This window comes from Streptomyces taklimakanensis, from assembly GCF_009709575.1.
Lineage (GTDB): Bacteria > Actinomycetota > Actinomycetes > Streptomycetales > Streptomycetaceae > Streptomyces > Streptomyces taklimakanensis.
This window is the reverse complement of sequence record NZ_WIXO01000001.1, coordinates 3012904-3035410: the sequence shown is the minus strand read 5'-3', so window position 1 is coordinate 3035410 and position 22507 is coordinate 3012904. Positions and strand designations below refer to the sequence as shown.

Annotated in this window: 16 protein-coding genes and 1 pseudogene; 3 read left to right on the top strand and 14 right to left on the bottom strand. The window is 65.7% G+C overall.

The features are described from left to right. Positions 1-67 precede the first annotated feature (67 nt). The gene (locus tag F0L17_RS13225) at positions 68-1636 is read left to right on the top strand and encodes a recombinase family protein (RefSeq protein WP_338018073.1); all 1569 of its coding nucleotides are present in this window, start codon (positions 68-70) and stop codon (positions 1634-1636) included. 162 nt (positions 1637-1798) lie between these two features. On the opposite strand, the gene F0L17_RS13220 is transcribed toward F0L17_RS13225, so the two are convergent. The 4 genes from F0L17_RS13220 to F0L17_RS13205 form a co-directional block, all read right to left on the bottom strand. Next, the gene (locus F0L17_RS13220; protein ID WP_155071235.1) at positions 1799-3241 is read right to left on the bottom strand and encodes a replication initiator; all 1443 of its coding nucleotides are present in this window, start codon (positions 3239-3241) and stop codon (positions 1799-1801) included. Between the two features lie 262 nt (positions 3242-3503). Beyond that, complete coding sequence (locus tag F0L17_RS13215) at positions 3504-3695, bottom strand: hypothetical protein (protein ID WP_155071234.1); 192 nt, start codon at positions 3693-3695, stop codon at positions 3504-3506. Continuing rightward, positions 3692-4996 (bottom strand): FtsK/SpoIIIE domain-containing protein, encoded by a 1305-nt coding sequence (locus F0L17_RS13210; RefSeq protein ID WP_155071233.1) that lies wholly within the window; start codon positions 4994-4996, stop codon positions 3692-3694. Before F0L17_RS13210 ends, F0L17_RS13215 begins: the two co-directional genes overlap by 4 nt. Continuing rightward, positions 4996-5337, bottom strand: a complete 342-nt coding sequence (locus F0L17_RS13205; protein ID WP_155071232.1) for an SCO3933 family regulatory protein — start codon at positions 5335-5337, stop codon at positions 4996-4998. Before F0L17_RS13205 ends, F0L17_RS13210 begins: the two co-directional genes overlap by 1 nt. 166 nt (positions 5338-5503) lie before the next feature. Between F0L17_RS13205 and F0L17_RS13200 the strand changes: the two genes are divergently transcribed. Continuing rightward, positions 5504-6277, top strand: coding sequence for a GntR family transcriptional regulator (locus F0L17_RS13200; RefSeq protein WP_155071231.1), 774 nt, complete (start codon positions 5504-5506; stop codon positions 6275-6277). Between the two features lie 453 nt (positions 6278-6730). Here F0L17_RS13200 and F0L17_RS13195 read toward each other — a convergent pair whose 3' ends face one another. The 9 genes and pseudogenes from F0L17_RS13195 to F0L17_RS13160 all read right to left on the bottom strand — a co-directional run bounded on the left by F0L17_RS13195 (position 6731) and on the right by F0L17_RS13160 (position 19850). After that, positions 6731-10330 (bottom strand): DEAD/DEAH box helicase, encoded by a 3600-nt coding sequence (locus F0L17_RS13195; RefSeq protein WP_162466150.1) that lies wholly within the window; start codon positions 10328-10330, stop codon positions 6731-6733. Next, complete coding sequence (locus F0L17_RS13190; RefSeq protein ID WP_238419356.1) at positions 10323-13067, bottom strand: DUF1156 domain-containing protein; 2745 nt, start codon at positions 13065-13067, stop codon at positions 10323-10325. Before F0L17_RS13190 ends, F0L17_RS13195 begins: the two co-directional genes overlap by 8 nt. 15 nt (positions 13068-13082) lie before the next feature. Beyond that, positions 13083-13271, bottom strand: a pseudogene (locus tag F0L17_RS28515) (DUF1156 domain-containing protein); the annotation flags it as partial. 241 nt (positions 13272-13512) lie between these two features. Next, positions 13513-13926: a DUF7680 family protein gene (locus F0L17_RS13185; protein WP_155071228.1), complete on the bottom strand. Its 414-nt coding sequence runs from the start codon at positions 13924-13926 to the stop codon at positions 13513-13515. Then, positions 13923-16922: a DUF499 domain-containing protein gene (locus tag F0L17_RS13180; RefSeq protein ID WP_162466148.1), complete on the bottom strand. Its 3000-nt coding sequence runs from the start codon at positions 16920-16922 to the stop codon at positions 13923-13925. The genes F0L17_RS13185 and F0L17_RS13180 overlap by 4 nt, the downstream gene beginning before the upstream one ends. A gap of 553 nt (positions 16923-17475) precedes the next feature. Then, on the bottom strand, positions 17476-17838 hold the full coding sequence (locus tag F0L17_RS13175; protein ID WP_162466147.1) for a hypothetical protein: 363 nt from the start codon (positions 17836-17838) through the stop codon (positions 17476-17478). 364 nt (positions 17839-18202) lie between these two features. Further along, positions 18203-18532 (bottom strand): hypothetical protein, encoded by a 330-nt coding sequence (locus F0L17_RS13170; RefSeq protein WP_338018072.1) that lies wholly within the window; start codon positions 18530-18532, stop codon positions 18203-18205. 123 nt (positions 18533-18655) lie between these two features. After that, complete coding sequence (locus F0L17_RS13165; RefSeq protein ID WP_155071226.1) at positions 18656-18898, bottom strand: DUF7848 domain-containing protein; 243 nt, start codon at positions 18896-18898, stop codon at positions 18656-18658. Positions 18899-19304: 406 nt separating this feature from the next. Then, on the bottom strand, positions 19305-19850 hold the full coding sequence (locus F0L17_RS13160; RefSeq protein ID WP_155071225.1) for an ATP-binding protein: 546 nt from the start codon (positions 19848-19850) through the stop codon (positions 19305-19307). Between the two features lie 218 nt (positions 19851-20068). Here F0L17_RS13160 and F0L17_RS13155 point away from each other — a divergent pair, with 218 nt between their 5' ends. Next, on the top strand, positions 20069-21439 hold the full coding sequence (locus tag F0L17_RS13155) for an NsdA family TPR-like regulatory protein (protein ID WP_155071224.1): 1371 nt from the start codon (positions 20069-20071) through the stop codon (positions 21437-21439). A 23-nt stretch (positions 21440-21462) separates the two neighbouring features. On the opposite strand, the gene F0L17_RS13150 is transcribed toward F0L17_RS13155, so the two are convergent. Further along, the gene (locus tag F0L17_RS13150; RefSeq protein ID WP_155071223.1) at positions 21463-22383 is read right to left on the bottom strand and encodes a phosphotransferase enzyme family protein; all 921 of its coding nucleotides are present in this window, start codon (positions 22381-22383) and stop codon (positions 21463-21465) included. Between the last annotated feature and the right edge of the window lie 124 nt (positions 22384-22507).

Genomic DNA, 22507 nt, shown 5'->3' with positions numbered 1-22507 from the left:
GAGCAGAGCCCCCACACGGTCTACGGTGGATGCATCACCGCAGGTCACCGCAGACAAGGGGGCACGCGTGTCGTCACGCGAAGAGATCATCAGCAAGTTACGAGGGGCCCCCGAGGGCCTGCCGTCCGTCGACGAGGTCCGCGCCATGCTCGCGGCGAACCCGGACCTCAAGTGCGTGGTCTGCTACGCGCGCATCTCGTTCGACGGCCGGATGAAGGACGCGCACGGCATCGAGGACCAGCACCGCGAGATGACCGACAACGCGCGGCAGTTCGGTTGGCTGGTCGTCCGCCGTTACACGGACAACGACAAGAGCGCCAGCGACGAGCGGATCGTCCGCGACGACTTCGAGCAGTTGGTCAAGGATCTCGCCGCCGGGCAGACGCCCGAGGGCTACCCCATCCACGGCGTGATGGCCGTCAACGACGACCGCCTGTACCGGCGCCCCGGCGACTGGGAGCGCTACCTCAAGGCGTTCACCGCCCACGAGGGACGCGTCTATCACGACTCCAACGGTCTCCAGGACCTCTACGCCGAGGGGTTCGAGATCAAGGGGCTGGTCGGCGTCGCGATGTCGCTCGCGGAGACCAGGAAGAAGCAGCGCCGTGCGCGCAACAGCCACCGCAACCGGGCGATCCGCGGCCAGTCCGTCGCCGCATGGCGCCCGTTCGGCTGGGACGACGACAAGGTCTCGCTCCGCCTCGACGAGGCCGAGGCGATCCGCCAGGCCGTGAAGGACGTGGTCGCCGGAGCCTCCATCTCGGAGATCACCAGGCGGTGGAAGGAAGCCGGTTTCATCACCAGTCGCGGCAACCCCTTCCAGTACCAGACCGTCAAGCAGGTGCTCCTGAACCCCCGGCTGTGCGGCTACCGCCAGATCAAGGGCGAGTTGGTCAGGGACGGTGACGATCAGCCCGTCATCGGCGAGTGGGAGCCGATCATCACTCCCAAGGAGTGGTTCGCCGTCACGGCGACTATCAGGGAGCGCGGGCAGGGCACCGGGCTGCCGCGCGGCGGACTCGTTCACAAGTACCTGTTCACCGGGATTCTGCGGTGCGGCAACGTCCTGGAGGACGGCACGGTCTGCAACAACAAGATGATCGGCATCAAGGCCAACGACTGGTTGAAGTACCGGCACGCCTACATGTGCAAGAAGACCGTGGACGGCGGTTGCAACAGGACGTACAAGCGCGGTGACAAGACCGACAAGTACGTCGAGGCCCTGGTCATCGCGAAGTTGGAGCAGCAGGCCGCCAGCAAGGCCAGGGACCTCCCTGAATGGGGCAAGGAAGACCAGCTTGAGCGCGCCATCCGGAGCCGCAAGGAGCTGGAGCGCCGATGGCAGGAGGGGGAAGGGGATGAGGCAATCGATGACGAGACCTTCTTCCGCAACCTCCCGGCCATCGAGGAGCGCATCAAGCGGCTGCGCGCCGAGCAGGCCGAGTACCTGGCGAAGAAGGCCGCAGCCGAGTCCGCCGAGGAGGACATCGCCGCATCCTGGGAGACGCGGACGCTCTCCCAGAAGCGCGAGCTGATCAAGAGCGCGCTTCACGCCGTCATCGCCGTCCCCGGCGGCAAGGGGCAGAAGGCTTTCGACGTGACCTTGCTCAGGCCGGTGTGGAGGTCTTCCGAGTGAGGATGACACCCAGGATCTCCCCCATGCGCTTCAACTGAGCGTCGGAGAACGGGGGCGATTCGCGGACGTGGTGTTCTATCCACGCACGCGCCTTCTCCTCCTCGGTCGGCTCCCGCTCTCCCCCGCTCCAATCCTCGCCAGCTCTCCGGTCGGAACCACGACTCATCCCGCACCACCGTCCAGGTCGCCCGCTGCCAACTCGGCACGGGCGATCTCGCGGTTCCGGGCCAGGTCTTCTGCGATGCCCGCGGCGATGAGGGCGGCCCCGGGGGAGTGACCGGAGCCGACGTAGCACCAGTGGGCATCGGTGACCGTGTCCGGGCCGGGGGACAGCTCCGAGCCCTGTGCGGTCCGTTCGTACTCGGCGCGTTCGGCGCGCAGGGCCGCGTAGGTGGTGGAGTAGGCGCGGGATTTGGTGAGGATGTGGCCCCGGTAGCCGAGGGTGTGGGCCCAGGCCCGCAGCCGCAGCGGTTCCAGTTCGGGCAGGCCGCCCAGGCGCCAGCAGGTCGCCATGAGGGTGCGTATGTGCGCGGAGACCGGGGCGGTGTGCAGGTCGTCGGGGCCGGTCAGTCGGTGGTCGAGGCCGGCGGCGGTGTCGGCGGCGCCCTTGGTGACGTACTTGGCCACATATGCGGCGACCGCGTCGTCGGTCAGCCCTTCGGGGCCGTCGAAGGCGCGTAGCGGCCGGACGTCGAGCTGAGTGCCCCAGCGCAGGACGTACTCACCGAGCGCGGCACTGTGGACCGTGGGCAGGCGGATGGCCGCCGCAGCGGTGTGCACGGCACGGGTGAGGGTGTCGGCGTCGAGCCAGGCCGGAGGCGCGATGGCCGGGCCGCCCGCGCCGTCGAGGCGCAGCACGGCATGGACGTGGACGGCCGCGCGCTTCTGGTACTCGGCCACCTTGGCGTAGGACAGGCGCACCGCCCGGCGCAGCCCGGTCCGGGTGCGCCCGGTACGGGCGGCCAGGTGGTTGTAGAGGTTGTCGGTGAACGCCTTCCACAGCCGCCCGGTGTAGGCGTGCCACAGCACGTGGCCGCAGTAGTCGTAGCAGCCGGGGCAGATCGGTTGGCCAACGAGCGGATCGGACGCGTCGTGCACGGCCGGGCAGCCGGCCGGGCGCCCGTGCTCACACTCGTCGGCAGCCCGCCGGGGGCGGCACGGTGAGCCGTCGGTCGCGCGGTGGACCGGGCCGAAGCCGGGGGCGGTCAGGGTCAGGAACAGCCGCGGCCGGTCCCGTACGTCGTCGGGGACGTTCTTGCCGCCGACCAGTCCGGCGCGCACCAGGTGGAAGGTGTCCCCGGCGTGGAGGCGGGAGCAGGGGGCGCAGACGGTGGAGCGGCGGTTGCGGCAGCGGACCGACAGCCGCTCGCCCGGCTCGTTCGTGGTGTCGTAGTGGTGCAGGACTTCACCGGTGAGCGCGTCGTAGGTGGTGGTGGAGCCCGCCAGGTGTACGGGGTGTGTGCAGCCGCCGGTGGCGGTGATCTGCTCCAGCCAGCGCGGGAACAGCGGGTCGGAGGCGAGGCGGATGATGTCGCGTTCGGCGCCGGAGAGATGGCGCAGGCGCGCCGCGCGGTCGAGCACGGCGCGCCTGTCAGCCGAGGTCATGGACTCGGCGGTGATGGTGGGGACCTCCCGGGGTGGGCCGCCGCAGCGGCTCGGATGGATGAGGCTGGGTGGCTTGCGTCCATGGCGATCACTCCTTGACGGATCGGTGTGATGGTGGGCGGGTCAGCGGATGGTTCCGGCGCCCCGGCAGACGCGGCAGCGGTGGCGGCGGCCGGTCCAGGTCTTCCGGGAGCCTTCGCCCTTGCAGATGGGGCAGCGCACGCGGCGCATCGGCATCAGCGGCTCTCTCTTCCTTGTCGTCTCAGGTGTGGAGGAAGCCGCCGGACAGCCAGTCCACGACGGCCAGGACGGTGTCCCGGACTGGGGTGAGGGCCAGGTAGAAGCCGAACAGGCCGACTACGGCCGCTTCCCAGGCCCGCATGTCGCGGGAGCGGACCAAGAGCACGGTGACGAGTCCGAGGACCACCACCAGCGGGATGGGGGAGCCGGTCATCCCTGCTCGCACCCGTCCAGAGCGGCGGTCAGGATGGGCAGGCGCGGAGCGATGCCCGCGTGCTCCGCGGCGATGCGCCGCGCCTCGTCCGGAGTGGTCAGGTGCGAGCGGCCCCTCACCCAGCCGTCGGTGTCATCGGTGGTGACCGCGACACCCTTCTGTCCAGTGCCGATGGTCTGCGCGACGATCACGGCGTCTTTGTGGAGATCGCCCAGGGTCATCTCCGCCGTGCCGGGATCGTTGACCCGATGGCAGATGCGTCCGGTGAGCTGGGCCCGCAGCGCGGTCACGCCCGGCCCCAGGTCGGAGCCGACCCGCTGTCCGGCGACCACCAGGTGCACCCCCAGGGCCGCGCCGAGCTGGGCCAGCCGCAGCAGGTAACTGGAACACTGTTCGGCCTCCGCCCGGTCCTCCTTCGACCCGCTGGTCAGATACAGCTCCGCCAGTTCGTCGACGATCACCACCACGGGCACCGGCCGCGACTTCTCCGGCAGGTCCCAGATGGACCGGGCACCGGCCCGGCGGCACAGGTGCATACGCTCCTGCATGTCGGTGACGAGCGCGCTCAGCACGGCCACCGCCTCACGGCGACAGGTGGTCAGCACCGACAGTCGGTCCCCGAACAACCCCAGCTCCATGCCGCCCTTGCAGTCGATACCGACCAGGGCGACCGGCTGCGGCGCGAGTTGTGCGACGAGCCGGGCCAGGAGCGTGGACTTGCCCGACTGCGTGGCCCCGACGATCAGCCAGTGCGGTACGCGCCGGAAGTCCATCACCCACGCATGGCCGGTCTCCAGCACACCGACCACCGCCGACAGCAGCGACGACGGATCGGTGTCGTCCGGCATGCGCGGATCATCGAGCGGATCGTGTGCCGTCGCCGTGATGAGCACGACGCCCCGCCGAGGGGAGGTGACCCGCGCACTGTGCACGCCCCAGGCATGCGCCAGCGCTTCGGCCGCTTCCACGAACGGGGCCGGAGTCTGCCCAGGGCGGAGCCGCACCAGCAGCGACAGGCCGTTCGGCAGAGCGCACGGGAAGGAGATCCGCGGAGGCGTCGAGCGCAGTGCCGTGCCCTTGACCACCACTGCGCCGAGCACGCGCCGAGGCGGCCGGTAGGAGACGGACAGGTCGTTGAGCTGTGCGACCTTCCGCCAGGTCAGTACCACCCGCGCGGCGGTGCGCGGGTAGCCGGTCAGGTACCAGTGCCAATCCGGCCGCCGCCGGCGAAGCCACTCGCCGCCACCCAGCAGCCAGACCACCGCCACCAGCGCTAAGACGACCGGGATCAGGTCTGCCATCAGACGCCACCGCCCTTGCCGGACGGCGGGGTGACCGGGGTGACGGCAGCCGCGCGGAAGCTGATGCCGTGTCGGTCGCCCATGGACCAGGCGAACGCCTCCAGGCCGGTGATGCGGACCTCGGCCCCCTCGGTGACGCCCCTGGGTTCTCCGGTGACTGCGACCTCGATCACCGACACCCGCCGCCCTTCCTGGCGGACCATGACGCCCACGGTGTAGATCGTGTTGCCCTCTCGGTCCTTCTTGACCTCCTGCTTCTCAAAGTCCGCGATCTTCGGTTCCGGCGCGACGGCGCACCGCAGTACGCCGAGCCGGGATGTGTCCACGGGAATGGACTGCATCAGTGGTGGCCTCCTTGGCCGATCGGACACCAGTACTACACTGACGTCACTCGTGCTGACGAGTGACGACTATGCATGCCTTGACGGCCAAGCGCAACCACTTATGCTGACGAGTGACATCGCGCCGAGCGAGCGGCGCCGCTCCTCACCTGACAGCGAGGCACCTATGGGAGAGATCCAGCGCCCCGGAGCGCTCTACAAGCAGGTGGCCGCCGCCATCCGCGACGCCATCGCATCCGGGGAGTTCGCGCCGGGCGCACCGCTGCCCTCAGAGGCCCAGCTCATCGCCCGCTACCAGGTCTCCCGTCCCACGGTGCGCAATGCGATCGCCGCCCTGCGCAGCGAAGGACTCATCGACGTCATCCACGGCAAGGGCAGCTTCGTCCGCGGCGCCCCCACCCCGGTCCTCACCATCGACCGCACCGTCACCCGAGACACCGCAGGCCACTTCACCACCGGCCACGACGCATGGAAGACCGCCGAGGAGCCCAGCGTCTACCGCACCAAGACCACGGCCACCACCGGCCCGCTCCTCGCCTTGGACGAAGGCGAAGCCCTCTTCGGCGTCGACCGACTCCTGACCGACCCGGCCACCGGCACCCGCGCCCTGCACCGGACCCTGATCCCGTTCGCCACCGCCGAGGGCACCGCACTGGCCGAGCACCCCGACACCGAGCCCGCGCGAATCTACGCCCTGCTCACCGAGGCCGGACACACCCTGTCCTGGACCGAGACCACCCGCGCCCGCATGCCGCTGCCCGACGAGCGCACCACGCTCCAGCTCCCCGACGCCACCCCGGTCATCCACACCACCCGCACCACCCTGGGCCGCGACGACCGCCCGCTGATCCTCGAAGAGCTCACCACCAGCGGCGACCGCGCCCAACTCGCCTACCGCATCACCGCCGACAGCCCCCACCAGGCCCAGCCCACCGGCTGACCCGCCACCTGTCGAAACCCGTCTTCACTTACTCAAGTGCGGCTCGCTGCCGCTCGCCGCGCGCGGCCCGGCTCCCCGCCGGGCCTGCGCTCCTGTCTCCGCCCCGCTCCGCCCCGGCGTCCGCCGGTCGCGCGCCAGCAGCAAGCCGATGGTTGCTGACTAGGCGCCCTCGTGGCTGGGGGTCGGCTCCGACGGCTTTACGCACCTGCCCGGTCCGGGACCCGCGTCGAGCAAGCCCAGGGGGCCACTCGGACACATTGCGGGCAGGTCCACAGCCTGCCCGAGTTGCCAACCAGCGTACGGCCCCCTGGCCACGCTCGACCCCAGCCCGGGCAGGACACCGCCCAAACCCGCTCCGCCGCCCGCTCAACCATCTACGTGTCGGCCGACGCCAGAAAACTCCGATCAGCTGGCTCTCTAGCACCGTGCTCGTTTTACGACCCTTAAGTAAGATTATCCCTTAAACATAGCTGCCCGCAGTGAAACCATCAACTCCCGCAGCTGAAGCCCTAGAGCACGTCGGCGTTCATCCCATTCGTCTGGACTAATCGGCTCTACTTGAGTACTAAGTCGAGCCGGGATGAGCTGAGCCAACGGAATACCTAGTTTCTTACGAGTCGCGTCCGCATATCCCCAGATAGTCGTCTCTCCATTGAGTTTGTGCCATACGGTGATCGGATCAACCTTGACGCCACCGTCGTAACGGGCAGCTGCGCATCCGCTAGCGAGAGCCTCGTGAACGAGCTCAACGAACTTCATATGGATACCGGACAGAACCTGCTGTCTCCTGGTGGTAGCAAGCGCGTCCTCATAGTTACGCTGCTTACGCGCCGCATGAATCCTGATGTTGTTGGCTTCCTCCTCGGCCTGGCCACGGGCGGCTGCCGCACCAAGCGAGTCCACGTCCCTTAGCCCTTGGACAGGCACGGGGGGAGTACGGTCAGCTCGTACCGCAACAGTGGGCCATGCCCCATCACCAGTGATGACAAGGGCGCTATCATCAGGGACATTCGGGCCAGCTCGGCGGGCAAGAGCTTCGGCTAGAGCCGGGTGGCCATAGGTTGCCAACGCAGTCCAGCTCTCACCGTCGCGCGATGCGCGGGAAGGATCGAATGTCACAGGACGTCCTTCCTTATCGAGCACCGCAGCGAACCGCTCGACGAGAACCTCTCTAAGATCTTCCAGCGTGACCGGCGAAGGCGCATGAATGGGCAAAGGCATCGGATCTTCCGCGCCGAAATCGACACCCTCTTGACGCAATTGGTCGATCTGGTTGACCAGCGCATTGATCGCCTCTTGCTGCACTGTTGCCCGCTCGCTTTTGGGTGCCCTAAAGATGGTTTGAAAGGCATGCTCTGTCGCACCTAGGATCGGCTGGAGCTTCCCTAGCAACTGCCTGAAGTCGTCGATTCGCCCGGCAAGTGCGGCGTAAACATCCTGCTCGACCGTGTTCGGTATGAAGTAACTCCGGATGTGCACGACATTACGAGCCTGGCCCAAGCGGTCCACTCGCCCGATGCGCTGCTCGACACGCATGGGGTTCCAGGGCATGTCGTAGTTGATGAGGTAGCTGCACGCCTGCAAGTTGAGACCTTCACTGGCCGCGTCGTTGGCCAGGAGCACCGTCACCCTCCCAGACCGTACGGCGTCAACGAGGTCGCGCTTGGAGATGTCGACCCATCCTTCGGCCTCCCGGAAGACCTGACCACCCTCACCGGTGAAGGTCGCAAGCTGGGAGCGATAGGCGCCAACGAGTTTGTTGCGGAGGTACGTAAGTGTGTCGGTGTACTGGGTGAAGACGATGGTCGAATGACCACGCCCTCGCGCCGCGTTGAGGTCGGAACGCAGCCGATCGAACTTCGAGTCCGGAACGTGCTGCATTCGGTCAATGTAGCCACGGATATCGTCTATTTCCGCAGGCGTCAGCGGCAGCGCCTGAACGTCGTTGACCCGGTGCCCATCGCCAGTCTCCAGGCCCGCATCGTTCCATGCTTCTTCCAGGTCCTCCACAGCCTGGTCGTCATCCAGCGCGAGTTTCTCGCGGTTAAGCCTCTTCGTGAGAGTGGACTGGATCGCAGCCCACGAGGAGGTGAGACGCCGACGGTAGACCGTCAGCACGAAGCCAGCGCCGCGCCTGCTGCCGTGCGCTGCCATGAGGCGGTCAATGAGGTCGTCAAGCTCATCGTAGAGCTCCTGCTCCTCATCCCTGAATGGAATGACGATCGGCTTGGTATCCCGGTCCGCGAGATTCTCTGTGAGCAGGCCGCGATCCCGATACATCTTCAGCGTTTCGCGGCTGTGCCTGGTGACAAACTGTCCGACAGGACTGAGCAGGGAGAGCCACCCTCGCAGAGCTGCGCGCCCTTCCGGTGCCAGCTCCCTGACGATCTCCTCACCGCTCAGGTCGCCGGTGCCGAACTTCTCAATCCGCGCAGCAACAACTGGTCCCAGCCGTTCCCTGGTCTGCCGCAAGAATGCATCTTCGGCAGCAGTTCGCGGCAGGCGGGGTGTGTCCCGCAGTGTCTGGTCCAACCAGGACCAGGCCGTCTTAGGATCCTTTGGACCGTCCCCTTTGCCAACTTCGCGGAAGTACTTTTCAAATGCTCGGGGGTCGGCCAGGGGACCTTGCAATCCCACGTGCACGAGCAGATCGCGTAGCTCGATAGGAGCAACCTGCATCGGTGTAGCGGTCAGCAGCCACAACGCCTTCGCCGCGCCCTGCTGAGTGATGCGGTCGAGCAGTTCCAGCAACCGTCCCGGGCGGTATTCATTCTCATCGATGTGAGTGCGACGTGCGTGGTGCGCCTCGTCAACAATCACCAAATCATACGGCCCGTTCGCAAGGAGTCGCTTCTGTTCGGTTGGCCGGCGCGCCAGATGGCTGGAGGCGATCAAGACATCGGCGGACTCCCAAGGGCTTTGGCCTGAGGGGATTACTCGTACGTCTTTTGGATGAACACCGTAGATTTTTCCCCCGTCGAGCCGAGGAACCCATAGGCCGAACTTCTCAAAAAGCTCATCTTGCCACTGACGGCAGACGTTGGCAGGCGCGAGGATCAGAGCACGACGGACACGCTTCGACAGCAAGAGGCGACGCAACGACATGCCAGCGGAAATCGTCTTACCGAGCCCGACCTCGTCCGCCAGAAGCCACGACCGCGGGTAGAGTCCAGCGAGCCGTTCGACCACCTGCTGCTGGTGAGGGAAGAGCGTGATGCCTGTGGTGGCGACCGGCAGCGCCTCAGCACCTACGAGGGCGGGAGCCACTTGCAGGTATCGGGCGACAACGGCATCGTCGCCCATTGGCTCCGGTTCCTCCGGGTCTCGTTCTCCCGGAAGGACGTCCGGCGCCATGCTGAGCAGGCGTTCCGCCGCCGCATCGGGCAGCGGGTACACCTTGAAACCGACCATCCGGCCAGCCCAGCGTTCTTCGAACTTCAGCTTCCAATGGCTGAAGTACGTGGCAGCCTCCGTCCAGGACGGATAGACCGAGAACGACTCGAAGTTGCGGGTCCACGCCTGCGCGGACTCGTTGACGGACCCCTGGAAGGCGACCCCGTCCCCGATGCTATCCCACAGAACTCCGATCTTCTCGTGAAAATAGGGGTCCATGTCGCTGCCGATCCTCGGCATTCCGTCGCGATCGATCGGGATGGCAATCCGTACTTCGAGGCGCCCTTCCCTAGCCAGCCAGGCCAGTACCTCCAGACGTCGGCGGTCTACTTCCGACTCGGTGACCAGCGCGTCTGCGAGCTTTTTGGCGAACGCTGGCCCGATGGCAGTCTCGCCAAGGAGAGCCTCTCGGTCCCCAGGACTTACTTCCGCACCGCAGAGCAGCCGCACACGCCCGCCACCGTTGACGAACCGCGACAGTCCCCGCGCTGCAACGCTCAGCGACGATGACCGAAAATAACCAACCGACCGGTCATACCGCACTGCCCGGGACAGGGCGGGCACGTAGAACGTCTCCAGGATACGGTCGCTCGAGTCGTAGCCAAGCTTCAGGTCCAAGCCCTTCAGCCCAGGCCGCGCCGCCGAGTTCGCCTCAGACATCGAAGAGCACATCCTGCTGGTCGTCCAGGGCAGCGAGGTCGCTCTCATCAGCTGGCGCCTCTACGTGATCGAAAAGAGCGGTGCGCAAGCTGTCGAGAATTCGTGCTTCAGGCCGTGCAAAATCACCCTTATCCTTCACTCGGGGAATCGCATGCAACGCTGCACGGAAAACTGCAGTGAACGTGGGGTCGTCAGCCAGGCGAGTGCGGTTCAGCCAGGCTTTGGCTGCCCCGAGCCCCTCCGAGTCGTAGATCAGCATCAGAGCGTGCAGCCGATCGATCCAGCTGTCATACTCCCCAGCGTCCGGGTCAAGGCCACCCGCCGTAGCTCGCTGCGTCGGCGTCAGCAGGGTGACACTGCCGCTCGATTGTCTGACTACCTTGCGCCGCTTGGCGAGATCATCGAGGTCTAGGTGCGTCGCGATCGACAACTTACGAGCTTCGTCGTACGGGAATTCTGCGGCAGCGAAGTCGTTCCATGCAAGCAGGTACCAATCAGTGACTCGGTCGAAGTCGATGTCCCGACCGCCGAGCAACTGTCGCTTCTTCAGCGAGGCGACCTTCTCTCGCGCCAGATCAAGCGCCGCATCAGGTCGCAGCACTTCAGGGTTTCCCTCGTCATCCAGTTTTCCGGTGTAGACAGGCCAGCGCTCTGATAGCACAGACAGCACAGGCCCATAAGTGGCAATTGTGAGGTCCACGCCAGTCATTCCTTCGGCAGCGAATCGAGTCGCCGCCTCTTCTGCAGCACGCTCGACCTCATGTCGAATATCTGCCCAATATGCCGGTTCGCTATTCATTCGCTTACGGCAGGCCAGGAAGATTGTTGACTGTGCCGCATTCTTCTTTGCTTGATGCGTGGAGTGCTCGCTTTCGGTGTGCACCGGCCAGGATGCATTGATGGAAAATCCTGCATCGAGTAGAGCTGCTCCCAGAGTGTCCCAAGCATCAATCCGCTTGTGCGTGAACATTACCGTCAAGGCTCCCCGTTCCTTTAGCACACGGTGCGATTCCTTGAACGATTGACGCAGCAACTCTTCGTATCGACCATCGGCTAGCTCTACAGCGGTCTTCCCTGTTTTAGCACTACGCCCCTTCTTCCGTGTCGCAGTAGCGACATCCTTGAAGATTGCGGGATTCGCAACGGCTTCCGAAGCCTTATCGGTCAACACCAGGTCGACAAATTGAGGCCAGGTATCACGCAGGGCCCGCTTGAGCCAAACATAGAAGAAGTCAGAGATTTCCGCATACATGACATTGTCATAATATGGAGGATCTGTGACGATAGCGTCCATCGATGAATCCTCAAGCGGGAGATCGGTGGCCGATCCCCGGATTACTCGCGCCGTCGATTTCCGGGCATCCGAGAAGAGGGATTCCCGTTGAGACATGAGCGCGGAGATCTTCTTGTGATTCACGACCGCATTGTTGACTGCCCATGGCGCCAGAGCATGCGCGCCGTCAAATTCCGCGAACGACCACTTGAAGTTGAAGTTATGCTTGTCGAAAGTGCTCCTAATTTTGGACCGAGAGGAATCCCAACTACATTGCCTACTGTTGTAGTCGACCATTTTGTCAAGGGCAAAGGCGAGATATAGAGCAAGAGCCTTTGCCTTCTCACTGCCGATCTTCTCGCGGGCCTCGCTTACAATGGTCCGCAACTCCTCAAGCGCTGTCACATTAGCGAGAAGTTGGCGAGTCGAGAAGAAATCAGACCATTTATTAATTCCGTACATTCGATGCCCGCGATCGTAATTGGATACGCTGTCGATCGCCTCTGCGGGAATAAGGTCGGAAATTTCCCAGCCTGGCATCCGTGCAGCAAGTTCCTTCTCTGCAGCGGAAACTGCGGCTAGGTCACTGGTGTTAGGCGTGCGAAACTTTCGACCGTTTTTTCCAGCTCGAGTTACGGCTACGGCGAGAAGCATCTGGCCCATTTTGCCAGATTGGGATGCCTGGCGAATATAATCACCAGAGATGGTTTCGCCAGTCCAGATGCTGGTTGCGGTACCACCCTTATAGGTAGATCGGGTACCCCACAGTTTGGCCTCGGGCCCCTCAACGATGCGGAGCTGATAGGTGTCGGATCCAGGCTCGACTTCAAGGGCAACTGCAACACTTTTTCCGGGAGTTGATCTCACTAGCCAGAAGTCGGGTGCCAACGGTGTCGACCGCCCCGTGGTTGGGCACAGCACCGTGTGTGCCCAGATGTAAGCCAGACGCTCATCAGGGTTCTTGGTGGGGAAGAATTTTTCCAGGCGCTTCCGAATGCGCTCAGACCACTTCTCTCCCCACTCGGCAATAATCTGAGAAAAGGAAGGCCCTAGATTACCTGGAAGGACCACAGTCCCTTGGAGAATTGCAGAGGCTACTGGATTCAGTTCATTTGCTACTGAATTAAATCCATAGCGGGCCGCCTCAAAAGGAATCGAGCCGCCCCCAGAGAACAGATCGAGTACTGCAGACCGGCTCTCAGTGGATTCTTCGCCAGCGCGGAGGGAGGCGAGTCGATGGATGCGATCAATGGTTTCCTGGTCAGGGTTAACAGTGAACGCACGATCGTAGCCGTACGCATTTCCATCTGTCCTGACACCCCTTGCCAGTGCTTCCTTGATGGCCTTCCGGCCAGCAACAGGGTCTCCGAGAATTCCTAGAATCTTTACGAACCACGCATGGTATTCATCTTCGCCTTCTGGGAATTCCTTGCGCAGGCCATCCAGGATCCGTGCTGCGTCCACGTCACGCTCGGCCTCATTTGGAGACGGCCAGGCAGGAAGCGCAGACCCTAGCACAGCGGCACGGCTGGCGATAAGAGGCCGCCTCGCCCACCAAACGTGAAGAAAGTTAATCGGCGGGTATGCCTTGGCGCTTCCCCGCTCCCGTAGGCTCTCAGCGCCAATTGTCGCGGCAGGCAACCACTGCTCGATCAAACTGCGGCTCACTGCCGGCCTCCTCCTGCACCACCCAGCAACCCCCGGCTGCTGGGTATCGTGTCTTCCAGATGTGTCATGGACCTCTTCCAGCAGAGGCCTGCCTGAGACGTTCGAAGAGCCAGGATGCTACCTCGCAGTGACACTGGCTGGGCATCCCGCCTGTGCGCATCTACCGCCCCGCCCATAACGGCAACAGCCAGCAACGATGCGTCGAGCACCCTGCCGTCAATCCTCTGTTGCGGGAGCGAGATCACCGACGCTTGCCGCCGTCAAGGAGGATGCGCAGCGCCTTGAGCCCATGGCGATGCTGTACTTGGGCGTGCCAGTAAGCGGCCTCTTCTCGGCTCATCCCTGCCACGCCCTCGGCGATGTCGATGATCCGGTCTGTGCGACGGAGCGGCTTCACGGCACGTAGCAGGAGCTCTGCATGCGCCCCAAGCATGGGGTCAAGCGCAATCGGTTTACACGAGGCCCAGTCTCGGCCGCGTAGGCCGGCGGAGCGCAGGACGTCCTGCAGAGGGGCAGCGATGTGTGCGGCGCGCCCACCATTGACATGGATCTTGCGGTGGCCGCCGTCGAGGTCGTCCGCAGCGACGTCGACGGCGACGATCCGCCCATCCTCATCACGGGTGATCAGAACGGTGTACTGCTCGGCTCGGCTCATCCGTCGCCCTCGGTACGCATTGTGATGGTGCATTTCGTTGGGCCGGTGTCTCGCGCCGCCTGAGCGAACCGTTCCACAACATCGCCGGACAGCGGCAACGGGTCTGCGAAGGCAGCAGTCACCGACGCCTTGACTACAGACTCATGGGGCCCGAGCAACTGCTTGATGGCCTCGCGTAGTGGTGCGTAGTCAGCTGGGGTACCCACGAACTCGATCTTGGCTGCGTGCGAGTGATTAGTCCCGAGGGTGACGACAACTTTCACGTCATAGACCAATTCAGCGCCCAGCGTTGTTGCTGGCACGACCGAGTGGAGGCGCAGCAGTTCCGTACTGCCCCCTGCACCGAGATGATCAATACCGATCGTCAGCTCACACAGACTCTCACGCTGCTTATCAGCCGCTGCGCTCCGCGCTTGGGCAAATGCGCTGCCAGCCGCACCGCTACCTGTGAATGTTGTGGGTTTAGCCGAAGGAAGAGGCGATTGAGCGCCGTCTTCCTTTTCGAAAATATCCGGACACCCGCGCCCAGGGTGAACCGTGTCGCAGAGCGGGCAAACCTGCTCAGCCGGGGCGGGGGCGGAACCAGGCGGATGCAGGAATACATCGGCTGCAATCCGGAAGCTTGCACCCGGCCGATCCTTGGTTGCCCAGCCGTCGTCTCCGCGATCCGGGTCCTGGTACTCCCACACACCGTTGCGGACGCCAGCACTGACCAGGGCGACCAACTGCATCCGGTCGAAGACCATCTTGAGATCGGAGCGCCGGGCAAACGCCTGCTCCAGCTCCTCAGTCGGCTGCGGCCGATTCAGCAGGTCGCCCAGCTTGTTCTTCACATAAGCCGGATCCAGCGGCCTGTCGCCAGCACGGAGTGTTTTCTCCATAGCGGCGAGACGCCCCAAGATCGCGTCGGCCTGGTTCGGAAACACCGAAGAGCTGGTGACCTGATCGAGTTGGACAGCTTCCAGCCCATGCGCGGTGGGTACATACAACACGTTGACGTGGTTACAGACAGCGACTCTAGCCAGGAGTGCTGACTCTTTGGCCCTGTCCTTGAGCTCGGAGCGCTTCTCGGGCGTAAGGGCGTTGAGGGTGTCTGAGCTCGTGGAAAGTTCTTCGAGCGCCAGGTGTTTCTTCACGGCCCGGACCATCGCCTCATGAGTCCCCAGCGAAGGCGCGAGGAAGACGAGGCGGTTCTTGTATTGGCGGAGACCACCAGCCGGGGTCCGTTCCCACAGTTCCTGAATCTTCGCCGGGGTGGGGCCATGCGGATCCACCCCGCGGGGGTCGCCGAAGTCGTCCCAGTGCATGACGACGAGCCAGGCGTCTGCAGCATTGTCCGGAACCTTAGCGTCCTCCCAGTGTCGGCGCACCTTGAGGGTGCTGTCGCGGAACTGGGTGGTGAGGATTTTGGTGGCCTTCTTCCGCGCGTTGGTCACGCTTATTTCGCTCTCGGCCTCCTGAATCAGTTTCACCAGGGATGCTTCGGTCGAGAACCGGTAGCCGCGTACATCGGCGTGCAGGTACCAGCAAGCTGCCTCAAGGCCGTCGAGGGCCTTCTGCAAGAGGTTCGGGTCGTCGCCCGGAACCAGGGCAGCACCGAAGAGCTCAGCCGGTTGCACGCCGGGGACGTCACGGGTGAGCGAGTACAGATAGACCGACGTTGCCAAACGGCGAGCGTAGAAGGATCCCATCCGTTCATCGACACGCTCTGCATGCGAGGGCTCCGCCCTTGCCTGCGAGGCGATGTCCGCGCGGATCACCGGCTCGAATTGCGGGCGCTCAAGACGGCTGGAGAGGTCCTCGGCGATTACCCGCTCGCTGAGATCAATGTGGTGGGGGTGGATCAGGTAGGTGCGCTCAGGCTGCTGTGCCCACAGTCGGCGGACAACACGAGCGAGCAGCCGCAGCGCACCTCGGGTGCGCTGGAAGTTCGGGATCGTGGACAGGCGCTTGTCCAGAATCCTGATGAGCGTCGGGTGGAAGGGGTACGTGCGAGCGATCTCCGTCGCCCAGCCTGTGCCGACCATGCCCTCGGGCAGATCGAGTCCGCTCGCGTAGGCGGTATCCGCCGCTTCTGCGTACGCCTGAGCAACCTCCGCCGCAGCACTGCCATTGTCGCGCTGCTTGAAAAGACGACGCGTGAGGATTTTGGGGAGGTCGGCTTCCTCGCTCGGCCGCAGCACGAGCTCCTTGCGAGCCATGAGGGAGCGAGCCTCGTTTACGGCCTCCAGGATGTCACTGGTCGCCTCGCCGAATGCGTCAGTCACGCCGGTGGTGGTGATCACGAGGACTGCGCGAGGGAGGCCGTCAACGGCTTCCATCAAGGCCATCAGAAACGCCGTCGTCTGCTGAGCGAGTGTGCTCTCGCCGACGCGAACGCCCTTGGCAACCTGGTAGTAGCGGGCGATCTCATCGATGAGGAGAAGCGACGGGCGATCGCCGAGCAGCCGCTTGATCGCATCCGAGCCAGGCGCCGTTAGGGCCTCGTCGTCCGCCCGCACAAACTCGTACCCAGCCGTTCCGCCGACCTGGAGGGCCAGGTACCCCCAGGCGGTGCGGGGCGTGATGCCCGCGATCTCGGGGAAGCTCTGTGCTCCGGTGCTGGTGCCAACGAATGCGCCGACCTGCTCGACGGGCTCGCTTGGCAGCAACGAGGCATCCATGAACTCTGCCGCACGCGCTGCATCGAGTTGCCCGCGGGCAGCGTGAAAGAGGGCGATGAGATTGTGGGTCTTGCCGCCGCCAAGGTTTGTCTCCAGTCGGATCACACTGGCGCCGTCTGGCTTGCCGCCGCCGATGCGCCCAAGCGCCTCATTGAGGAGCGACTTCAGACCAGCCGAGGGATAGGTTGCGGCGAAGAAGTGTTCGGTGTCGCTATACGCCTCCGGAGCCGTGCCAGCGATGACCTCCTCCAGGGACGCAGCAAAGCGCGACTCCGTGAGCTCACCAGCCAACACGTCGTCGCGTGGCTCGACCATCCCGAACAAATTTTCCATTTTGCCTCCCCTTCCCGCAGTTGCGTACACAGTATCCGTCGACCACCGTCCGACGAGGAGGTCGCTCATGCTGACAACTGCCAGTGAGTTGAGCGTGCTCTGAGCCTGGACTTATCGGGCTGGTTCCACCGAAGGTAGGACATGTACAGCTCACCCTCATTGGTAACCATGCTGACGCAGATGATGGCCACAGGACGTGCTCCCATCCTGCCGTTGCGGTTGTCTGAAGTGTCATGTGTTAGCCGAAACCGCCGTCCGGCGACCAGGGCTATTTCCTGGTGCTTGCAGAGTGTTGTACAGCAGCGGAGCACAGCGACCAGCGCGACCGCGGCCGGCCGTCAGCGGCTCTAGGTGGCTAGCTGATCGGGCGAGGAGACCTCAGTGACCGAGGTTGTTCGGCACGAAGTGCAGACGTGCCACAGCCGTGCCAGATGCAGAGGTAAGCCACGGTCAACAGCGGTTAGTGGTGGGAACAGGGCCAGGACGTGAGACCGCAGGTCACGCCGGGCGTGGCCCTACCGCTCTCCTAAAGCGGGTGTCGCGGGGCGGCGTGTCACTCTTCGCGGTACTGAGCGAACACCTTCTGCTGCTCGTCTCGCCAGCTCCAGTTGACCGACCGAGAGAAGGGAAGGCTTCGGGCAAGGCTGGAGAACTGGTCGGATGGCTCCCGGCTGGCCTTGTTCACCACGATTGCCGAGAGCATCGGTGCTCGTCCGTCCTCGTTGCTGTAGAGGCAGACATCCCTGAGCAGGTAGGTCATGATCCCACGGTGAGGCGGGATGGAGTCGAAGCCCTGTGCTGCCAGCTCGGCGCTAAGATCTCCATACGTGATGGTCTGTCCCTGCCGGGCCCGCTTCCGCAGGATCTCTACGGCCGCTTCGACCGCTGCCGGGTACTTCGGATCTTTGATCCTCACTGCCCCTCCCACATCGCATGAACGATGCCTAGCCTGCGCATCGTATCGGCTGAATGCCGGTCCGGTGCTGCCACGAGCGGTACAGCAGCGAAGTACAGCAACCTCCCTGACCTCAGCCGACCACCAACGGCCATCAGCAACCTTCCGACCAGCCCACTGACCTTCAATGCCCCCTCAGCCAGTAGTTCGGGACGAAGGGCAGCCGTGCCAGATGCGTGCCAGAACGGACGGAGAGAGGCGGTCAGCAACGGTTACTTCGGCGTGCCGCGCGGTGGGGTTCGTGGGAGTTCCCGCGCAGGTCAGGGACGCGATGCAGGGTTGATCGCGCGGTGATTCCCAAGCTCATAGCCAGCAGCGTGCCCCGCTACCCCACCAGCCCGGCTACCCTCCGGGCTACCTCGGGAGAACACTTCAGGGTGACGACTCCGGAGCCGTCCGGGTCGGTGTCCGCTCGGAGCTGTATGTCTGCCGCTTTCACGCCCGCAGTTTCGAGTGCATCAGCCAGGGCCCGCGCGGCGTCCGTCGCTTCCCGCCAGCCCGACAGGTAGTCGACGCCGCGGACCCACAGCGTCGCGTCAAGGTCGAGCCCGTCGCTCGTGAAGCCCGTCTCCCCCGGGTCGTGCATCGGCTCGTGCTCCTCTCCCAAGTAGTCGCCTGAACTGCGCTGCTCTGAGACCGAGTTGGTGAAGGGCACGCCGAAGTGCCCCGGTACCATCGGCACCGGGGTCCTCCGGGATCTCCGCCGGGCCACCCCTGGCCTGCCAGGGTTGAGGGGGTGGCCCGGTTGTCGTCTGTGGTGGTGCGGTTCCGCTCCGGCTCAGGGGGGCCGGGGGCCCTCCAGCGGTGCGGCGCGGAAGAGGGTGGTGATGGTGGCCCGGAAGCCGGTGTGGCCGGTGCGGCCCGCGTGGCGCAGGCACCACAGCTCAGGGGTCCTCTTGTCGGCGGACGGTCCCGAGGTGGCGTCGCACGTCGTGCACGCCGCTTCGTAGGCCGGGGTGCCGTCGTCCGGGTCGATGCTCAGCGACCAGTGCACGAACTGCATCCGTGACCGGACGCTCATCGGTGCGTCCCCTGACAAGCCCGCCACGCCGGCACGTTCTCGCCCGCGCGGAGCCGCAGGGCCGGACCGCTCGTGAAGATGAGGGTCACGGTCGGGCCGCCGGAGCCGTGCGGCTGCCTGCGTACGGCCTTGACCTCCTGCCACCGCCCTTGTCGTGTCTTGACCAGGTCGCCCCGGCGTACTAGCGCTGCCAGCATCCGTATCCCTTCTGATCCGTGTTGTTGTGTGCCGTGTCGGGCGGCTCCCCGGGGACGAGTGGGGAACCCGTCCGGCGGGAAGCCGCCCACCGCCCCGGAGCAAGGCCGGTCGGTCTCCGGCGCGGTCCCCGAGGACGCCGCCCGGACCCGTGAGCACGCATCGGGGCCCGGCTGCCTGCGGCGCCTGCGGAGTCTGTGGGAGCGGGTCATCAGCCGGCCCCGCCGTTCAGGTCGAAGCGGCAGAAGACGCTCTTGCCGCCGGTGTCCCGAGGCGCCCACCAGGTCGCGTCGGAGAGGTTCTGGACGATGAGCAGTCCGCGCCCGTTGTCCGGCAGCGTCATCTCGGGTGAGGCGGCGGAGGACAGCGGGGTGAGGAGGTCCCCGACCGGCAGCATCGGCGGTGTGGAGTCCTGGTCGCACACCTCCACGAACAGCCACTTCGGCCAGGCCCGGAAGGCGACGGAGAGATGCCTTTCCCCACCGAGCCCGTCCTGCCAGCCGTCCGGGATCGCGTGGTGCACGGCGTTGCCCACCAGTTCCGAGACGCACAGCGTCACGTTGTCCACCAGGTGGCACAGCCCCCAGTCCCGGAGCACTTCCGCCGCCGTACGGCGGGCGATGCGCGCGGTGTCCGGAGAGTTCGCGTCGAGCACGACCGCGCGGAAGCGTTCGGCCGCCGAGAGCGACGCGGGCTCCAGGGGGGTGCGGCCCGCAGTCCGCAGGAACGGCTCATGTACTGCTGTGCGCGTCTCCATGGCGTGCCCCTTCGAGCCATCGGCGGAAGCGGCGCCCCGCCGTCGTGAGAGAACAGTCAAAGACGGTTTTCACGCAGGTGGGAGTGATCGCCGAAGGGTCCGTGTGCACACCCGGGGGTTCACGCAGGGGCGGGGGGTTCATCAGTGAACCCCCTGACCAGCGGGGGATTTCCCGTGCAACGATGAGCGTCTGACGCCTTCTCGGGAGGGCAGGGAGCATGCACAGGGAACCGAATCACCGGCTGGCCGCCGTCATGGCCGAGGCCGGAGCCTCGAACAAGGGACTCGCCAGGCGCGTGAAGGACATCGCCGCGCGGCGGGGCGTGCACCTCGGGACCACTCACGTTTCCGTTCAGCGCTGGCTGGACGGGGGCGGCATCCAGCCGCAGACGGCCGTGTTCCTGGCGGAAGCGCTGAGTCAGAAGCTGGGGCGGAGGATCACGCCGTCGGATCTCGGATTCCCCGGGACGGCACCGGCCGTGTCCGCCGGCGGCGCCGCCTACGCACGCTCGCTGCCCGAAGCCCTCGGCCACCTGGACACCCTCACCCGGCTCCGCCCCGAGGACGGCCGGAGTGGCGCGGACCTGTTACCCGAGGGCGACGTCAACTCGGCCGTCCTGTCGTGGCTGGTCTCCCGCTCGGACGGACTCGCCACCGACACCCCCGGCGTCCGCCGTGTCGGCATGCGGGACGTGGCCGCCATGCGGACGGCCGCGGAGATGTTCATGCACCTCGACTTCAAGTTCGGGGGCGGGCACGGCCACAAGGCGTTGCGCCACTACTTCCGCGAGGACGTCCTGCCGCTGCTCAAAGCCAGCTACAGCGAGCGTGTGGGCAAGGCCCTCTTCGAGGCCGCGACCGAGATCGCGCAGCTTCTCGCGTGGACCGCGTACGACACCGGCAACCACACCCTGGCCAACCGCTACATGATCGCCACCCTGCGGCTCACCCAGGTCATCGACGACCGGATGATGGGCGCCCGCATCCTCACCAACATGAGCCACCAGGCCAACTACCTCGGCCAGGCACCCCGCGCCGTCCAGCTCGCCCGCGCATCGCTCGAAGGCGGCCGGGGACGGGCCACACCGCGCGCCATGGCCCTGTTCGCCGCCCACGAGGCCCGCGCCCTGTCCACCGCGCAGGACCGCACGGCGGCGGCCCGCGCCATGAACGAGGCCGAACGGTACTTCGAGCGCGCCGACACCGCCGACGACCCCGACTGGCTGTCCTACATGGACGAGGCCGAGCTGTACGGGGAGTTCTGCCACTGCTTCCGCGACCTGGGCCAGGGCGCCGAGGCCGTGCGCTTCGCCGAACGCGCCGTCGCCATCACCGACCCCAGATACGCCCGCACACTCGGGTTCTGCCGGATGGTGCTCGCGCAGAGCCAGCTGCTCAACGGCGAACTGGAAGCAGCACTCGGCACGGCGACGCTGGCCGTCGAGAACGGGGACGCGCTCCAGTCGGCCCGCTTCGTGCGGTACGTCACCGACTTCCAGCGCGAGGTGTCCGCACACGCCCAGAACCCCGCCGTCCAGCGCTTCAACGAGCAGGTGCGCGACGCCCTGGCCGAGCTGGACGAGGAGTAGGCCGACCAAGGGCGGGCGGCCGGTCAGCCCGGCTGCCAGTTCCGGGGCGCGTCGTCGTCCCGCAGGGACGCGATGCGCCGCGCGTACTCCTCGGCCACCGCGGGCCCCTCGGCGATGTTCTGCATGAGCCAGGTCGTCATGTGGAACTCCTGGATGCCGCGCAGGACCGGGAAGCCCTCCCAGTCCCGCAGGTCCCGGCCGTACGCACCGACGAACGCCGCGTACTGCTCCGCCGTCTGCCACCCCAGGCTGTGGTGCTCGGTGGCGGTGACCATCAGGTCCCACTCCGGATGGTCGTGGCTGAACCCCTCGAAGTCGATCAGGAGCGCCCGGCCGCCGGAGTCCACCATGAGGTTCTGCACGTGAGCATCACCGTGGACCGGTCCCCGGGGGGAGTCGAAGTGCAGCTCCGCCAGCCGGTCGCGGAGCTCGCGGCCCCGCTTGCGCAGGAACTCCCGGTCGTCCTCCGGTATCCCCGTCGCCTTCTCGACCCGCAGGTCGGTACGGCCGAAGGCGTCGTAGGCAGGCAGCTCCAGGCCCGCGGGGAGCCGCATCGCGTGCAGGTCCCGCAGCAGGCCGCCCAGCTCCCCGTAGGTGGGTTTCCGGTCGCCCTCCTCGACCAGGTGCCAGAAGGTCACCGGGCGGCCGGCGACGACCACCGGCTGTTCGAGGTCGTCCACGGTCCGCGCGGCCGGGAAGCCCTCCTCGGCCAGCCAGCGCGAGACCGCCACCTCTCTGCGCACCGAGGGCAGGTAGTCGGTCGACCGGGCGATGCGCACGATCACCGGGTGCGCCGCCAGCCGGAAGAGGGCGTTCTCACCGAGGCGGATCAACCGCGCGCCGCCGCTGTCGAGCCCGGCCGACCGGCAGGCCGCAGCCATCACCCGGGCGGCCCCCTCCGAGGTGAACCCCTCTTCCGTCTCCCGCGCAGCGTCGGACGGCATGCCGAACCAACTCCCCAAGGTCGTGACCCTCAGCCGCGCGCCGCCGAGGCAGACGACGGCACGCAGCGGACATCAGCCCGACCGTACCCAGGGAGAAGGAACCACGACGAGACCAAGCGGTGAC

Coding starts and splice junctions, on each gene's coding strand:
- F0L17_RS13220 (WP_155071235.1), bottom strand. CDS start 3,241: ATGACCTCGGCTGACAGGCGCGCCGTGCTCGACCGCGCGGCGCGCCTG.
- F0L17_RS13210 (WP_155071233.1), bottom strand. CDS start 4,996: ATGGCAGACCTGATCCCGGTCGTCTTAGCGCTGGTGGCGGTGGTCTGG.
- F0L17_RS13165 (WP_155071226.1), bottom strand. CDS start 18,898: ATGAGCGTCCGGTCACGGATGCAGTTCGTGCACTGGTCGCTGAGCATC.
- F0L17_RS13195 (WP_162466150.1), bottom strand. CDS start 10,330: ATGTCTGAGGCGAACTCGGCGGCGCGGCCTGGGCTGAAGGGCTTGGAC.
- F0L17_RS13185 (WP_155071228.1), bottom strand. CDS start 13,926: ATGAGCCGAGCCGAGCAGTACACCGTTCTGATCACCCGTGATGAGGAT.
- F0L17_RS13180 (WP_162466148.1), bottom strand. CDS start 16,922: ATGGAAAATTTGTTCGGGATGGTCGAGCCACGCGACGACGTGTTGGCT.
- F0L17_RS13200 (WP_155071231.1), top strand. CDS start 5,504: ATGGGAGAGATCCAGCGCCCCGGAGCGCTCTACAAGCAGGTGGCCGCC.
- F0L17_RS13160 (WP_155071225.1), bottom strand. CDS start 19,850: ATGGAGACGCGCACAGCAGTACATGAGCCGTTCCTGCGGACTGCGGGC.
- F0L17_RS13150 (WP_155071223.1), bottom strand. CDS start 22,383: ATGCCGTCCGACGCTGCGCGGGAGACGGAAGAGGGGTTCACCTCGGAG.
- F0L17_RS13205 (WP_155071232.1), bottom strand. CDS start 5,337: ATGCAGTCCATTCCCGTGGACACATCCCGGCTCGGCGTACTGCGGTGC.
- F0L17_RS13155 (WP_155071224.1), top strand. CDS start 20,069: ATGCACAGGGAACCGAATCACCGGCTGGCCGCCGTCATGGCCGAGGCC.
- F0L17_RS13215 (WP_155071234.1), bottom strand. CDS start 3,695: ATGACCGGCTCCCCCATCCCGCTGGTGGTGGTCCTCGGACTCGTCACC.